Below are 15315 nucleotides of genomic sequence, written 5' to 3'. Positions count from 1 at the left end.
ATGGCCCACCTCCGTTTCGCGAAGAGGTGACGCCGCCCCATGGAAGCCACGACAGACAGCCACGCCGCCACCGGCGCGGCAGCCCGGCCCGAGGCGATGGTGGAGCGCGACGACGTGCGCTTCACCGTGCTCACGCCGCGCCTTGTCCGCCTCGAATGGAGCGCACGCCGGTCCTTCCGTGACGGCCGGACGCAGGTGGTCGTGCAGCGCGCCCTCGATGTGCCTCCCTTCACGCTGGCCGACGACGGCCGTTTCGTCGAGATCGACACGGGCAAGCTGCGCGTGCGCTACGAGAAGGGCACCGGACGCTTCAACGCCGCGAACCTGGCGATCCTGGTGCGTCGCGAGGGCGATTCCGTCACCTGGAACCCCGGCGACGCGCAGAAAGCGAACCTGGGCGGCACCTACCGCACGCTGGACCGCTACGACGGCGACACCTGGCAGGACGGCAGCAAGCTTCCACTGGAAGACGGACTCATGGCACGCGACGGCTGGCATGTCGTCGACGACACCGACGGCTTCGGCATCGATGACGACGGCTGGGTGGTGGAGCGCCCGGAAGGCGAGCGCCAGGATCTCTACTTCTTCGGTTACGGCAGCGACTACCGCGCGGCGCTTGCGGATTTCGCCGCCATTGCCGGCCCCCAGCCGATTCCGCCGCGTTTCGTGTTCGGGTACTGGTGGTCGCGTTACTGGAATTACTCCGACGAGGAACTGCGCACACTCGGTGCTCGCTTCGAGAAAGAACGCATTCCACTCGACGTGCTGGTGCTGGACATGGACTGGCACACCACGCCGGGCCTGTCGCTTCGCCCCGGCCACGAGCACAAGGACATCTTCGGCGAGGCCTCGGGCTGGACCGGCTACACCTTCAACCGCAGCCTCTTCCCCGATCCGAAGGCCTTCATGCGCTGGGCGCATGGGCAGAACCTTCGCATCACACTGAACCTGCATCCCGCATCCGGCGTCATGCCGCACGAGGAACGTTACGAAGCGATGGCGAAGGCCCTGTCGTGGGACACGTCCACGCAGGCGCCCATACCCTTCGAGGGTGCATCGCAACCGTACATGCGCGCATTGTTCGATACCGTGCTGCATCCGCTGGAAAAGCAGGGGGTGGATTTCTGGTGGCTCGACTGGCAGCAGTGGCCGGAGTCGAAAAGCCACCCGGGGTTGTCGAACACCTGGTGGCTCAACCACGTGTTCTTTCGCGAGATGGAACGTGACAGCGACCGCCGTGGACTGATCTACCACCGTTGGGGCGGCCTCGGAAATCACCGCTACCCCATCGGGTTCTCCGGCGACAGCGTCATCTCCTGGACCTCGCTCGCCTATCAACCCCACTTCACGTCGATGGCGTCGAATGTGTTGTACGGCTACTGGAGCCACGACATCGGCGGCCACACCTTCGACAAGAAGATTCCGCGGCCGGAACGCCACCTGGAGCCCGAGTTGTACGCGCGCTGGATGCAGCTTGGCGTGTTCAGCCCGGTACTGCGCACGCACTCGGCGAAGGAAGCGAGCCTGCACAAGGAGCCCTGGCATTTCGGGCCGCCGTATGGCGACGCGATATTCGCCGCGATCCGCCTGCGTTACCAGCTCGCTCCTTACATCTATGCGGCCGCACGCCATGCCTTCGACACCGGCGTGTCGATCGTGCGGCCGATGTACTACCACTGGCCCGATCATGAAGAGGCTTATGCCTACCCGGGCCAGTACATGTTCGGCGACGACATCCTCGTTGCGCCGGTGACCGTGCCGGCGGGTGCCGACGGTACCGCGCCGTTTCCGGTATGGCTGCCGCCCGGCCTCTGGTACAGCCGCGACGGCGCGGAGTCGTTCGAAGGCGGCAAGGTATTCGAGCGCTCATATACGCTCGGCGAGATTCCCATCTTCGTTCGCCCGGGCAGCGTGGTGCCGTTGTACCCGGAAGGCTTGCGCGACCTGGCCACCCCCCCGGATTGCCTCATCCTGCAGGTGTTCCCAGGCGAGGAGGGCCATACCTCGTTGTATGACGACGACGGCACGAGCCAGGGCTACCGGCGCGGGGAATTCGCGCGCACGCGGGTCACCAGCCGGCGCGCAGAGCAGATCCATCGCGTCCATGTCGACGCGATGGATGGCCAGTACCGGGGCCGCCCGGCCAACCGGTCGTACGTGGTTGAACTGCTCGATGCGGGTATTCCCGAGAGCGTCGAAGTCAACGGTGAACCGCTGCCCTACAGTGCCGAACCCAGACCACGCACCTGGTTGTTCGATGCGGCTTGGCTTTGCATCCGCGTCGATCTCGGCCCGGTACCCGTCGACGAGGCGCAGGATGTCCTGGCGCGCTTCGCGCCCGAGCACGCGCCGCCGTCCGGTCTGCTGCACCGCATGCGCCGTGCCGGCGATGCGGTGAAGTACCTGAAGCAGGTGTGGGGAGATATCTCGGCACTGCCCGACGATGTAGACCTCGCGGGGCAGGCCGCACGCGTGCTCGCGTATGCGGTGGAAGAGGGCGACGACGCGGGCAGGGCGGAGCGCTTCTCCGCGGAAGTGAAACGCTTCGAGGCCCGCTATGCAGCGTTGCCCGAGAGCGTGGGCGCCACACCGATCGACGACGCCTTCAAGCGCGGTTTCGCCCAGATGCTGGGCCGCTGACCGGTGCGCCGCCTGACAGCCCTGGCGCTGGCCTTGATGGCTTTCGCGTTGCATGCGCAGGAACCCGTGCGGGTCGGCTCGAAGGCGGACAACGAAGGTGCGCTGCTGGGGCAGATCGTGCTGCAGGTGCTCCGGCATGCGGGCATCCCGGTCGTCGACCGCACGCAGCTGGGGCCCACGTCGATCGTGCGTCGTGCGCTGCTGAACGGCGACCTGGACGTCTATCCGGAATACACCGGCAACGCGGCGTTCTTCTTCCATCGCGAAAGCGATCCCGCCTTCCGGGACGCCGCTAAGGCGTATGCGCTGGCGGCCTCGCTGGATCTCGCTGCAAACCGGCTGGTCTGGCTGACGCCCGCGCCGGCCGACAACCACTGGGCCATCGGCGTGCGTGGCGACCTGGCGAAGCGGGAGGGCCTGCACACGCTGCGCGACTTCGCGCGGTGGGTGAACGGAGGGGGGCGCGTGCTGCTGGCCGGGTCGGCGGAATTTGTGGAGAGCGACGCGGCACTGCCCGCGTTCCAGTCCGCGTACGGCTTCAGCCTGCGCGGCGAACAGCTGCTGGTGCTGGCCGGCGGCGACACGTCGGCCACGATCAAGGCAGCGGCCGAAGGCATCTCCGGCGTGAACGCGAGCATGGTCTATTCCACCGACGGCGCCATCGCGGTCACGGGGCTCGTGGTGCTGGACGATCCCGCGCACGTGGAGATCGTCTACCAGCCGGCGCCGGTGGTGCGCGAAGAGGTGCTGCGGCGTTATCCGGCGATGCGCGCGCCGCTGGAGGCGGCGTTCCGACCGCTCACGGTGGAGCTGCTGCAAGGCCTGAACGCGCGGACCCAGATCGACGGCGAGGATGCCGCCAAGGTGGCGGGCGATTACCTGCGCTCGCGGGGATTGCTCAAGTGAAGGGGCGTCTCTCATGAAGCGCGCGCATGACACGCGCGAAGCGGCCCCGATCGAAAACGACGCGGCGTTGCCCGTCTGGGTGCTGTCCATTGTCGGCTTGGTCGCCGCCTTCCTGCCGGCGTTCCTTCGCGTCGCACCGAACCGCCTGCTCACCGGCGTGCCGCTCGATCCTCATGCATGGCTATTGGCAGGCGGATGGCTCCTTGTCGTCGCCTGTACCTTCTTCGTTCTTCCCGGACGACGGTTGGTCCTGGCCATCTTCGCCTGGGCAGGACTGGTCGGCCTGCCGCTGCTCGCCGGCATGGATGCGCGCGGCATCCTCGCTCACGCCAGCCCGTACACACGGGTGCAGCTCGGCGCGGGCTTCTGGCTTGGCTGGCTCGCCGCGGCGCTGCTTCTGCTCGATCGCCTGCGAGGTGTGCACACGTTTCTGCAGGCAAGCGCATGGCTTGCCGCGCTCGCCGTTGTCCTCGCGGCATTCGCCACCGGCGCGTTCGATGGCCTCTCGCTCGTGCGCGAATGGCAGGCGCAGCGCGCACCGTTCGCCGCCGCGTTAGGTGAGCATCTGCGGCTTGCCGCCATGACGCTGTTGCTTGCACTCGCGGTCGGCGCGCCGCTGGGCTGGTGGGTGTGGCGAACGCGCCGTGGCGACGGCTGGCTGGTGGGCGTGCTCGCTTTCCTGCAGACGGTGCCGTCGCTGGCGCTTTTCGCATTGCTCATCGGCCCCTTTGCCTGGCTCGCGCATGCATGGCCCGCATTGGGCGCGGTGGGCTTTGGAGGCACCGGCGCCGCGCCCGCCGTGTTCGCGCTGCTGCTGTACGCCTTGCTTCCCGTGGTGCGTTACACCGTCGCCGGCCTGGATGCCGTGCCGGGTGACGCACGCGAGGCGGCGCGTGGCCTGGGCATGAGCCGGGCGCAGCTGCTGTGGCGCGTGCAACTGCCGCTCGGGTGGCCGGTGTTGCTCGCGGGACTGCGGATCGTCGCGGTGCAGACGATCGGCCTCGCGGCGGTCGCGGCGCTGATCGGCGCGGGCGGGCTCGGCCGCTTCGTCTTCCTCGGTATCGGGCAGGGCGCGATGGACATGGTGCTGCTGGGCACACTCGCCATTATCGTCCTGGCCCTTGCCGCGGACCTTCTATTCCAGGGTTTGCTGGCCCTCACGGAGCGTCGCGCATGATCGAGTTCGACCACGTCCATAAACGTTTCGGCGAACAGGTGGTGATCGACGATCTCTCGCTGCGCATCGATGATGGCGAGTTCTTCGTGCTGGTGGGCCCGTCCGGGTCGGGCAAGTCCACGCTGTTGCGCACGGTGAACCGGCTCGTGCCTGTGGACTCGGGGCAGGTGCGGGTGAACGGCGAAGACGTTGCGACACGCGACGTGGAAGCCTTGCGCCGGGGCATCGGTTACGCGATCCAGTCGGTGGGATTGTTTCCACATCGCACCGTCGCCGAGAACATCGCGACGGTGCCGCGCCTGCTGCATTGGCCTGAGTCCGAGATACGCGCGCGCACCGCCGAACTGCTCTCACTCCTTCGTCTCGACGAACCCGGCATGGGCGCGCGTTACCCGCACACGCTGTCGGGGGGACAGCAGCAACGCGTCGGCGTGGCCAGGGCGCTCGCGGCGCGGCCACGCATCGTGCTGATGGACGAACCGTTCGGAGCGCTCGATCCGCTTACCCGCGAATCCCTCCAGACCAGCCTCAAGGCGATCCAGCGCGATACGGGAACGACGATCCTCTTCGTCACGCACGACATGGACGAGGCATTCGGCCTCGGCGACCGTGTCGGCCTGATGCTCGACGGCGGCCTCGTACAGGTGGGAACGCCGCTGGACCTGCTGCACGCCCCGGCGGACGAGCGCGTACGCGACTTCGTCGGTGGCACGCGTGCGAGCCTGCGCGAACTCGCCGTGCGCACCGTTCGCGACAGCATGCGCCGCGGCGAGTACGCCGACGGCGATCCGGTCGATGCCGGTGCCTCCTTGCAGGACGCGCTGGGCGCGATGCTCTCCCAGGGCCGCGACCGCCTGCCCGTGCGCGAGCACGGCGAGGGGGTGGGTGCGATCGTGCTGGCGGACCTCGTGGCGCGCCGCGCATGAGGGTGGTCGCCCCCTTGGCGTTGCTTGTCGCGCTGCTTGTCGGGCTGCCGCACGCGACCGGATGGTTCCACGCCTGGCAACCGGAACTGTCGCATCCGTTGTACACGCGCCACTCGTTCCTCGCGCTCACGCTCGCGCATGTAGGACTCGTCGCTGTCGCCACGGTGGTGGCCGTTGCGGTAGGCCTTGGCTTGGGTATCGTCGCCACGCGTCCGGCGGGGCGTTCGCTGCTCCCCACGGTTCGCGCGATCGCTGTCATCGGCCAGACCGTGCCGCCTGTCGCGGTACTCGCGATCGCAGTGCCTCTACTCGGGTTCGGCGCCGCACCGACACTGCTGGCGCTGGTGCTTTACGGCGTGCTGCCCGTGCTGGGACAGACCGTGGCGGGCCTCGACCAGGTGCCGCCTGCCGCACTGCACGCGGCGGACGGCATGGGCTATGGCCGCTGGCGCCGCCTCGTCGACGTGGAACTGCCGCTGGCCGCGGGGCCGATCATGGCCGGCGTGCGCCTGTCGGCCATCGTGGGTGTCGGCACCGCCACGATCGGCTCCGCCGTGGGCGCGACGACGCTTGGCTCCCCGATCGTCGAAGGGTTGGTGGGAAACAATGCCGCCTATGTCGTGCAGGGCGCCCTGCTGGTGGGCGCCCTGGCGTTGACGGTGGACGGAATGCTCGCCGTGCTTGAACGGAAGTTGCGCGGGATCGAGGCTTAGTGCCTTACCAGATCCGCACGCGTTGCTTCGGATCGAGGTACAGCTTCTGTCCCGGCTTCGGCTGGAAGGCGTCGTACCAGGGATCGAGGTTGCGCACCGTCTGCGCACGGAACTGCCCGGGCGCGTGCCCGTCGCCGATGACCTGCTGGCGCAGCGCCGCGTCGCGTGTCTTCGTGCGCCACGACTGCGCGAAGGCGAGGAAGAAACGCTGGTCGCCGGTGAGTCCGTCGATGACCGGCGCCGGCTTGCCGCCCAGGCTCTCCTTGTACGCCGCATAGGCGATGGCGAGGCCCGAGACATCGGCGATGTTCTCGCCCAGTGTCTGCTGGCCGTTGATATGCAGGCCCGGCAGCGCTTCGTACTGGTTGAACTGCTGCACCAGGCGCTGGCCGGCTTCCTTGAAGTGCTTCTCGTCGGCCGGGGTCCACCAGTTGGCGAGACGGCCCTGCGCGTCGAACTCGGCGCCGGTGTTGTCGAAGCTGTGGCTGATCTCGTGGCCGATCACCGCGCCGATGGAGCCATAGTTCGCCGCCGGGTCCGCCTTCGGGTCGAAGAACGGCGCTTCCAGGATGGCGGCCGGGAAATTCAGCGCATTCTGCAGCGGCAGGTTCACCGCGTTCACCGTCTGCGGCGTCATCCACCATTCGTCGCGATCCACCGGCTTGCCCAGCTTGGCGACCTGATGCCGATATTCGGCAAGTTCGGCGCGCTGGTGGTTGCCGAGCGGATCGTCCGGCCGGACTTCCAGCTTCGAGTAGTCGCGCCAGGTGTCCGGATAACCGACACCGACCTTGACGGTGGCGATCTTCGCCTTGGCCTTCTGCTTGGTGGCCGCCGACATCCAGTCGAGCGTGTCCACGCGCGCGTCGAACGCCTTCAGGATGTTCTTCACCATGTCCTGCACTTCCGAGCGGGACGAGGCGGGGAAGTACTTCTTCACGTAGATCTGGCCGACGGCGTCGCCGAGGTCGGTGTTCACCCGGCCCACGCCGCGCTTCCAGCGATCGCGCTGCTTCGGCGTGCCGGTGAGGGTCTTGCCGTAGAAGCCGAAGGCCAGATCGTCATAGGCCTTGGGCAGGAGGCCCGCGGCGTTCTCGTTGATGGTGTGGAAGCGCAGCCAGGCCTTCCAGGTGTCCAGCGGCTCGCTGGCCACGAGGGCGGCGAATTTCGTGACGGTGCCCGGCTGCCAGACGATGAAGGTGGGCTGGTCGTCGAGCCCGGCCGCCTTGAAGTACGCGTTCCAGTCGATACCCGGCGCCTTGCTGCCGAAGCTGGTGCGCGGCCAGGGGTTGTTGGCCTTGTGGATGTCCTCGCTTTCGACGATGGATTGCTGTGCCTGGGCCAGCTTCGTCTCCAGCGCCACGATGGCCTTCGCCTTCGCCGCCGCGTCGGGCGTACCGGCCTGGGCCAGGATCGCCTGCACATAGGCCTCGTACTTCGTGCGCGCCTCGACCATGTCCTTGTCGTTCTTCAGGTAGTAGTCGCGGTTGGGCATGCCCAGGCCGCCCTGCAACAAGTAAGGAACGTTCTTCGAGGGATCTTCCAGCCCCTGCGCGACGAACAGTCCCAACAGGTGCTCGGTGTCGAGGTTGGTCGCGTTGATCGGATCCACGTCGGCCCTCAGTTGCGCGCCGAGTGCGGTGGACAGCTCGCCCTTGTCCTTGATGGCGTCGATGGCCGCCAGCGCCGGCTTCAGGGGATCCAGCCCGGCCTTCTCGATGGCGGCCTCGTCCATGTAGGCCTTGTAGTAGTCGGCGATCAGGCGCTCGTTGCTGCCCACCGCGGGATTCCCTTCGCCCGCCGCCTTGATGAGTTCGGCGTTGCGCTTCTCCGCCTTCTGGAACACCTCGAGGAACACACCCGTGCTGGCCCGGTCCGCCGGAATCTCGGCGGTCTTCTTCCACGTGCCGTTGGCATAGCCGTCGAAATCGTCGCCGGGTTGCACCGAGCGATCGATGCCCTTCGTGTCGATACCGGACGGCGGTGCAGCGAGGGCGCTGGTGGAAGCGAGGCCGCAGGCGATCGAGGCGGCAAGGAGCCGATGGATAGTGGCCATGGAGGGTGCCCTTCGTGATTGGTATGCACACGATAGTCGCCGCCATGGGCCTTGTGTCCATGACCGATGGACTAGGCGCAAGGCCACCCTCACCGCCAACGAAGCCCTGCCTGCGATGTGCCCTAATGGCCGTCGGTCCCGCAACGGGACCGTACCAGGGCGGGCCGCGGGGCGCCCCGGCTCGCCTGACCATCCTTGGCAGATCTTTAGGGAGATCTATATGAACGCACGTTTCGAACTCAACGGTCCGCAGACCGATATCGCCAGCTATCCCACCTGGGCACAGGACATGGTCGCGTCCTGTGAGGATGCCCGCCGCGGTATCGTCAGCCACGACATGTGGGCGGCCATGTGTGCCGCCACGCTCGACCGGCAGACCACCCGGAACTTCATGGTGGGCGTGTGGCCCGTCATCGAGCGCTTCCCGGGCTACATGTCGCACAGCCTGCTGAAGACCCGTTTCGGCCGCAGTCCGGGCGACGATCTCGCCCGGCGTTGGCTGGTGCGGAACATCCGCGTGGAGCAGAACCACGCGGAGTACTGGCTGAACTGGGCGGAGAGCGCGGGGGTGCCGCGGGCCGAGGTTCTGGCCGCGGAACCGCCGAAGGGCACCCAGGCCCTGGCCGACTGGTGCGAGGAGGTAAGCCGTAACGACTCGCTGGCCGCGGGCATCGCCGCGACCAACTATGCGGTGGAGGGGGCGACCGGGGACTGGTCGCAGCTGGTGTACGAAAGCACGACCTATGCCGAAAGCCTGCCGATTTCCGGCCGAAAAGCCGGCCTTCGCTGGCTTCAGCTGCACGCCGCCTATGACGATACCCATCCTTGGGAGGCGCTGGAAATCGTGTGCACGCTGCTCGGCGGCAACCCCCCTGTGGACCAGGTGGAGCACATAAGGGAATGTGTACGCCGTAGCTATGTGAGCATGAGCATCACCCTCGACCGCTGCATGGACGCGACGAGCACCGTGCGCAAGTGGAACGAGGCGGCCGCGTGACTCGCAAGTTGGCCGGAAATTAGCGCACTATCCGTCAGGTTCGGGAACTAGAGGATCCGATGCGCCCAGAGGCCAGCCACCAACAACTCCTGTCGCGGCGCCTCAGGCCCCTGGCCTATGCGCTCGTGGCGGTCGTGGGGCTGATCCTCACCCTGACGTGGGTCGCGATGCAGACCCAGGTGACTCTCGCCGGTTTCCTCAACGGCGAGAGTCTTTGGTCGAAGGCCCAGAAGCAGGCCGTGATCGACCTGGACGAATATGCCGCCCATGGCCGGCCCGCGGACCTCGCCGGCTTCCGGCGGAACTACGCGGTGCTGGTGGCCGACAGGCAGGCACGCGACGCCATCGCCAGTGGCAGTTTTTCCCATGCCGACGTGGAGAACGACTTCGCGCGCGGTGGGGTGATCCCGGAAGCCATTCCCGGGATGGTATTCATCTTTCAGTATTTTTCCGGCATGCCGTACGTGCGCGAGGCCGTGGCGGAGTGGCGGTCGGTCGACGACAGCCTTACCGAACTGAATGCGATCGCCGTTCGCCTCGAGCGGGGATACACGGCCGGCACGCTCGAGCCCGAGGCCGCGGCGGGCGAGCGGACGCGGATCGCGGCGCTCAATAACTACATCGAGCCACGCGCCAAGGCCTTCTCGTTGGACATCGCCAACGGGGCGTCATGGCTGGGACGCGTGCTGTTCTTCCTGGTGCTGTGTGTCGCGGCCGTGGCATCGCTGCTCTGGCTGCGCCTGGCGCAGCACATCCTCGCCGGCATCCGCGGCACGGAGGAACGCTACAGCCTTCTGTTCGACAGCGCGGCCGACGCCATCTTCATGGTGGACCAGGAAACCGGCCGCATCCTCGATGCGAACGACCGGGCGGCGGCCTGGCTGGGCTGTTCGCGCGCCGAGCTTACCGGCGTGGAACTGGCCAGCCTCTTCGTGGAGGGCTCGCCGGAGACGGGCGAGGGACTGCTTCGCAGTGCCGATGGCAATACCCGGCCCGTGGAGACCCAGAGCAGCCTCGTCGCGTGGGGCGAGCGCCAGGTGTCGCAGGCCATCGTGCGCGATGTGTCCGACCGCGTGGCCATGGAGCAGGAGCGCAAGATCGCCGCCGAGGCCCTGGCCAGTATTGCCGAAGGCGTGATCATCGCCGACGCCGATCGCCGCGTGACCACGGCGAATGCCGCGCACGCCAAGCTCACCGGCTTCCCTGCACAGGCACTGCGGCGCACGCGCTTCGACGCCACCCGCACACTGCCCGACGGGCGGCCCCTTCCGCAGACCCTGTGGGACGACATCGCCGCGGGCGACAACTGGCTGGGCGAGGTGGAAAGCCGCCGCGCCGACGGCAGCACCTATCCCGAGCTCATGAGCATCAGCACCATCCGCGACCGCGAGGGACGTCCCCAGCACTACGTGGCGGTGGTCTCCGACATCACGGCACGCAAGGCCGACCGCCAGCGCCTGCAACACCTGGCCACGCACGATCCGCTGACCGGGCTCGTCACCCGCTCCGAATTCGAGCGGCGCTGCGCCGAGGCGATCACCCGCGCCGCCCATGAACGGGGCGCGGTGGCGGTGCTGTTCGTGGACCTGGACGCCTTCAAGGTGGTGAACGACAGCTACAGCCACGCGATCGGTGATGCCTTGCTGATGCGCGTGGCCGAGCGCATCCGCGCCCAGCTGGCGCCGCACGATGTGGCCGGCCGCATCGGCGGCGATGAATTCACGGTACTCCTCGCGGACCTGCGTTCGCGCGAAGAGGCACTGCTGGTGGCGGAGGCGATGCTGGCGGCGCTTGCCCGCCCCTTCGACCTGGGCGACTACGAACTCTTCGTCAGCGCGAGCATCGGCATTGCCGGCTATCCGCTGGACGGCAACGACGCGGTTACGCTGATCGCGAATGCCGACGCCGCGATGTATGTGGCCAAGACCGAAGAGCGCAACGCACTGCGTTTCTACACGCCCAAGATGCACGCGGACGCGCGGCGCCGCCTGAAGCTCGCGTCGGAACTGCGCCAGGCGCTGACGCGCAATGAATTCCAGCTTGTCTATCAGCCCAGCGTGGAAATGAAGAGCGGCCGCATCGTCGCCGTCGAGGCACTGATCCGCTGGCGTCACCCGGAACGCGGGCAGATAGCGCCCGACGAGTTCATCCCCATCGCGGAAAGTCTCGGCCTCATCCGCCAGATCGACCAGTGGGTGCTGGAAAACGCATCCCGGCAGCTGGTGGCCTGGGACGAGGCGCGCCTGCCGGCCCTGCGCATGGCCGTGAACGTGTCCGCGGGTTCGTTTGGCCATCCCGACTTCCTGCATGGCGTCAGCGAGGCGCTTCGCGAAAGCGGCATCCCGCCGAACCGCCTGCTCGTCGAACTCACGGAAAGCGCCATCCTCCGCCTGGGAGAGGAGACGCATCGGGCCATGCAGGCCTTGCACAACCTCGGCGTGGCAGTGGCCATCGACGACTTCGGCACGGGCTATTCGTCGCTCGCGTACCTGAAGCTGCCGGCGGTGGCGTACCTGAAGATCGATCGCTCCTTCGTCACCGGCTTGCCGACGAACCCGAACGACGTGGCGATCACCGAGGCGATGGTGGCCATCGCGCGCAGCCTCGACCTGCACACCATCGCCGAAGGCATCGAAACGGAAGGCCAGCACGAGTTCCTGCTTCGTGCCGGCTGTCAGGAAGGGCAGGGGTTCCTTTATTCGCGGCCGCTGCCGCCCGACGAAATCGAGCGCCTCCTCGCGCCGAAGACAACGCGCGGCAAGCGCCTGTCGTTGGTGCCGCCCAAGCGCGCTTGAGCGGCCGTTGCCCTCAGAGGGAAGCGAAGACCGCTTTTGCCGCCGCTAGCGTCGCGTCGATTTCCGTCTCTCCGTGCGCGCTCGATACGAAGCCCGCCTCGAAGGCGGAGGGTGCGAGGTAGACGCCGCGCTCCAGCATCCCGTGGAAGAACCGGTTGAAGCGGCCAACGTCCGCGGCCGTGGCTTGCGCATAGCTCTCCACCGTTTCCTCGGTGAAGAAGAGGCCGAACATGGCGCCGACACGGTTCACGCTGAAGGGCACGCCGGCCTCCCGCGCGGCATCGAGCAGGCCGTCGGTGAGGCGTACCGTGCGCGCCGCGAGGTCGTCGTGGAAGCCGGGTGCCTGGATGAGTTCCAGCATGGCCAGGCCCGCGGCCATCGCCACCGGATTTCCCGACAAGGTGCCGGCCTGGTAGATCGGACCGGCTGGCGCCACTTGCTCCATGAGGTCGCGGCGTCCGCCATAGGCGCCGACCGGCATGCCGCCACCGATGATCTTGCCGAAACAGGTGAGGTCAGGCGTGATGCCGTAGTAGGCCTGTGCGCCGCCGAGCGCGACGCGGAAGCCGGTCATCACCTCGTCGAAGATCAGCAGCGTGCCATGCTCCGTGCAGAGGTCGCGCAAGGCCTGCAGGTAACCCTCCTTCGGCGGGATGCAGTTCATGTTGCCGGCCACCGGCTCGATGATGAGGCCCGCGATGTCGTGGCCCTCCAGCGCGAACAGCGTGCGCGCCGCATCGATGTCGTTGAACGGCAGGGTCAGCGTCAGGTCGGCCGCCGCCTTCGGCACGCCGGGGGAGGTCGGCACGCCGAACGTGAGCGCGCCCGATCCCGCCTTCACCAGGAAGCTGTCGCCGTGGCCGTGGTAGCAGCCCTCGAACTTCACGATCTTGCTGCGGCCCGTGGCGCCGCGGGCCAGGCGAATGGCCGACATCGTGGCTTCGGTGCCGGAGTTCACCATGCGCACCATCTCGACGGACGGAACGATCGACACGATGGTCTCGGCCATCGTGACTTCCGCGGGGCAGGGCGTGCCGAACGAAAGGCCGTCGCGGACCGCGCGCTCCACCGCTTCGCGCACGGCGGGGTGGTTGTGGCCGACGATCATCGGGCCCCAGGAGCCGACATAGTCGATGTAGCGGTTGCCCTCGACGTCCCACAGGTAGGCGCCATCCGCACGCGCGGTGAAGAACGGCTCGCCGCCCACCGACTTGAAAGCACGCACGGGCGAGTTCACGCCACCGGGCAACAACTGTCGGGCGCGGGCGAAGAGTTCGTGGTTCGTGGTCATCGAATGAGTCCGGGACGTGGGTCGAAGAGGTCGGCGAAACGGCGTGTGGCCGTCTGGATATCCGGTGCGGCGAAAATGGCGGAAACCACGGCCAGATAATCGGCGCCGGCACCGATCAGTACCCGCGCATTGTCGACGGTGATGCCGCCGATCGCCACGATCGGCAGCCCCAGGGCCTTCGCCTGCGTCAATACGTCATGGGAGGCCACCGGCGCATGCGGTTTCGTCGTGGAGGGATACATCGCACCGAAGGCGAGGTAATCCGCCCCTTCCGCCTTGAGCTGGCGCGCTCGCTCGAGGGAGCCGTAGCAGGACACGCCGATGATCGCGTCGGGGCCAAGGGCCGCCCTGGCTTCCGCGATGGAGACGTCTTCACGTCCCAGGTGCACGCCGCCACCCGTCTCGCCGGCCAGCGCGACGTCGTCGTTAACGACGAAGGGCACCTCGTAGCGGGCGCAGATCCGTGAGATCTCGTCCGCCTCGGAGCGCCTGCGTTCGGCGTCGGTCGTCTTGTCCCGGTACTGCAAGAGGCGGGCTCCGCCTGCCAGGGCGGCTTCGACCGCTGCGAACAGGTCGTCGCGGGGGCCGTCGGTGATGGCGTAGATTCCCTTTCCCGAGGGCCGGGACCGTAGAAGCGTCGTCATGGTGTTCCTTGGGTTTGAGCGCGGGGGGTGACAGAATGAGGGACTATCCGCACGTTGACTACACGCAAAGCCATGAGCCAGAGCACCGAAACCACCACCCGCAAATGGATGTGCGTCGTTTGCGGCTTCATCTATGACGAGGCGCTGGGCCTGCCGGACGAGGGCATCGAGCCGGGTACCCGTTGGGAAGACATCCCCGACACCTGGACCTGCCCGGACTGCGGCGTGACCAAGGACGACTTCGAGATGGTCGAGCTCGACTGACGCGGTTACGAGAGGGGGCGGACACAATTTCGCCCCAATTCGCCAGCGATTGCGCAGGAAAACCTGCTTCCATGGTCCCAGGCCGCGCAACGCGGCCATCAGCGGAGGAAGCGGTCATGCAGCGATTCATCCCCTTCGACGACCAATGGGACGAGCTTGCCGGCCTCGATCCGGCCCAGCTCGTCCCGTACCACGTGGGCGTGCCCTGCGAACACGGGCTGTCGCCGGATCAGCGGACGGAACCCGGCTCACCCTCCACGGCAAGCGACTCACCGACCTTCAGGCCCAGTTTTCCGGCGGTGCCCGCCGGCACTTCCAGGACATAGCGGGCATTCCCGTCGCTGGGATAGATGGCGCACGGATCGGCCTTGCACGGCAGCGCATTGAGCTGCATCGAGACGAGTTTCCGGTCCTTGTCGAAGTAGAGGATGTCCAGCGGGATCAGCGTGTTCTTCATCCAGAACGCGCGCGGCTGGTCGTCCGGAAAGATGAAGAGCATGCTGTGATCCGCCGCGAGCGACGTGCGGTTCATCAACCCGAGTTCGCGCGACGCGTCGTCGGTGGCGAATTCGGTGGAAAAAACCTTCCCGTGCAGCGTCACGGAGGGCTTGTCGGCGGCATGCGCGCCCAGGGAAAGCACCAGCAGAACCGCCGGCAGGAACCGCTTCGACATCGTCTGACCTTATTAGTGTGGAAGGGACTCGCGGAGTCTACCGCGCGAACATCTTCCGAAAAGATGTCGAGACCCCCTTCACACCGATGCGAGGTCGGCCTATACTTTCAATCCCTCGCGACGAAAGCCTCCCTGCGAGGGGTTCCGAAGCGTCAGCCACCTCGAAAATAAGCATCACGAGGGTGTTGACGGACAGGAAAAACGATATAGAATGGGCGGCTCACCTCGGGACG

The 15315-nt window shown here is 67.2% G+C and carries 12 protein-coding genes; 8 read left to right on the top strand and 4 right to left on the bottom strand.

The features are described 5' to 3' along the window. Positions 1-39: 39 nt before the first annotated feature. Genes ACPYOD_RS00955 through ACPYOD_RS00935 form a run of 5 tightly spaced genes read left to right on the top strand, consistent with a single transcriptional unit; the run spans position 40 to position 6362 of the window. Complete coding sequence (locus tag ACPYOD_RS00955) at positions 40-2640, top strand: glycoside hydrolase family 31 protein (RefSeq protein WP_481299851.1); 2601 nt, start codon at positions 40-42, stop codon at positions 2638-2640. Positions 2641-2643: 3 nt separating this feature from the next. Beyond that, positions 2644-3546, top strand: a complete 903-nt coding sequence (osmF, locus tag ACPYOD_RS00950) for a glycine betaine ABC transporter substrate-binding protein OsmF (RefSeq protein ID WP_481299850.1) — start codon at positions 2644-2646, stop codon at positions 3544-3546. Between the two features lie 13 nt (positions 3547-3559). Further along, complete coding sequence (locus ACPYOD_RS00945) at positions 3560-4723, top strand: ABC transporter permease (protein ID WP_481299849.1); 1164 nt, start codon at positions 3560-3562, stop codon at positions 4721-4723. Then, positions 4720-5649: an ABC transporter ATP-binding protein gene (locus ACPYOD_RS00940; RefSeq protein WP_481299848.1), complete on the top strand. Its 930-nt coding sequence runs from the start codon at positions 4720-4722 to the stop codon at positions 5647-5649. Before ACPYOD_RS00945 ends, ACPYOD_RS00940 begins: the two co-directional genes overlap by 4 nt. Next, positions 5646-6362 (top strand): ABC transporter permease, encoded by a 717-nt coding sequence (locus ACPYOD_RS00935; protein WP_481299847.1) that lies wholly within the window; start codon positions 5646-5648, stop codon positions 6360-6362. Before ACPYOD_RS00940 ends, ACPYOD_RS00935 begins: the two co-directional genes overlap by 4 nt. Positions 6363-6366: 4 nt before the next feature. Here ACPYOD_RS00935 and ACPYOD_RS00930 read toward each other — a convergent pair whose 3' ends face one another. After that, positions 6367-8418 carry a M13 family metallopeptidase gene (locus tag ACPYOD_RS00930; protein WP_481299846.1) on the bottom strand — a complete coding sequence of 684 codons (2052 nt, stop codon included), beginning with the start codon at positions 8416-8418 and terminating at the stop codon, positions 6367-6369. Positions 8419-8638: 220 nt separating this feature from the next. On the opposite strand from ACPYOD_RS00930, the gene ACPYOD_RS00925 reads away from it, so the two are divergent. Beyond that, positions 8639-9415: an iron-containing redox enzyme family protein gene (locus tag ACPYOD_RS00925; protein WP_481299845.1), complete on the top strand. Its 777-nt coding sequence runs from the start codon at positions 8639-8641 to the stop codon at positions 9413-9415. 59 nt (positions 9416-9474) lie between these two features. Continuing rightward, the gene (locus ACPYOD_RS00920) at positions 9475-12210 is read left to right on the top strand and encodes a putative bifunctional diguanylate cyclase/phosphodiesterase (RefSeq protein ID WP_481299844.1); all 2736 of its coding nucleotides are present in this window, start codon (positions 9475-9477) and stop codon (positions 12208-12210) included. A gap of 13 nt (positions 12211-12223) precedes the next feature. Here the strand turns inward: ACPYOD_RS00920 and hemL are convergent, their stop codons facing one another. Together hemL and thiE are read right to left on the bottom strand one after the other, a co-directional pair. Continuing rightward, on the bottom strand, positions 12224-13501 hold the full coding sequence (gene hemL / locus ACPYOD_RS00915; protein WP_481299843.1) for a glutamate-1-semialdehyde 2,1-aminomutase: 1278 nt from the start codon (positions 13499-13501) through the stop codon (positions 12224-12226). Further along, entirely contained in the window at positions 13498-14145 is a 648-nt protein-coding gene (thiE, locus tag ACPYOD_RS00910; protein WP_481299842.1) for a thiamine phosphate synthase, read from the bottom strand. Before thiE ends, hemL begins: the two co-directional genes overlap by 4 nt. Positions 14146-14217: 72 nt before the next feature. On the opposite strand from thiE, the gene ACPYOD_RS00905 reads away from it, so the two are divergent. After that, positions 14218-14409, top strand: a complete 192-nt coding sequence (locus ACPYOD_RS00905; RefSeq protein ID WP_481299841.1) for a rubredoxin — start codon at positions 14218-14220, stop codon at positions 14407-14409. A gap of 229 nt (positions 14410-14638) precedes the next feature. Here the strand turns inward: ACPYOD_RS00905 and ACPYOD_RS00900 are convergent, their stop codons facing one another. Further along, complete coding sequence (locus tag ACPYOD_RS00900; RefSeq protein WP_481299840.1) at positions 14639-15082, bottom strand: DUF192 domain-containing protein; 444 nt, start codon at positions 15080-15082, stop codon at positions 14639-14641. Between the last annotated feature and the right edge of the window lie 233 nt (positions 15083-15315).

Source organism: Luteibacter sp. HAY1-4A, from assembly GCF_056755355.1.
Note: the sequence above shows the minus strand (reverse complement) of the source record. Positions and strands in the feature narration are given on the sequence as shown.

Excerpts from the sequence above, each read along its gene's own strand:
- ACPYOD_RS00955 (WP_481299851.1), top strand. The coding sequence starts at position 40 with ATGGAAGCCACGACAGACAGCCACGCCGCCACCGGCGCGGCAGCCCGG.
- ACPYOD_RS00945 (WP_481299849.1), top strand. The coding sequence starts at position 3,560 with ATGAAGCGCGCGCATGACACGCGCGAAGCGGCCCCGATCGAAAACGAC.
- ACPYOD_RS00940 (WP_481299848.1), top strand. The coding sequence starts at position 4,720 with ATGATCGAGTTCGACCACGTCCATAAACGTTTCGGCGAACAGGTGGTG.
- ACPYOD_RS00935 (WP_481299847.1), top strand. The coding sequence starts at position 5,646 with ATGAGGGTGGTCGCCCCCTTGGCGTTGCTTGTCGCGCTGCTTGTCGGG.
- ACPYOD_RS00930 (WP_481299846.1), bottom strand. The coding sequence starts at position 8,418 with ATGGCCACTATCCATCGGCTCCTTGCCGCCTCGATCGCCTGCGGCCTC.
- ACPYOD_RS00925 (WP_481299845.1), top strand. The coding sequence starts at position 8,639 with ATGAACGCACGTTTCGAACTCAACGGTCCGCAGACCGATATCGCCAGC.
- ACPYOD_RS00920 (WP_481299844.1), top strand. The coding sequence starts at position 9,475 with ATGCGCCCAGAGGCCAGCCACCAACAACTCCTGTCGCGGCGCCTCAGG.
- hemL (WP_481299843.1), bottom strand. The coding sequence starts at position 13,501 with ATGACCACGAACCACGAACTCTTCGCCCGCGCCCGACAGTTGTTGCCC.
- thiE (WP_481299842.1), bottom strand. The coding sequence starts at position 14,145 with ATGACGACGCTTCTACGGTCCCGGCCCTCGGGAAAGGGAATCTACGCC.
- ACPYOD_RS00905 (WP_481299841.1), top strand. The coding sequence starts at position 14,218 with ATGAGCCAGAGCACCGAAACCACCACCCGCAAATGGATGTGCGTCGTT.
- ACPYOD_RS00900 (WP_481299840.1), bottom strand. The coding sequence starts at position 15,082 with ATGTCGAAGCGGTTCCTGCCGGCGGTTCTGCTGGTGCTTTCCCTGGGC.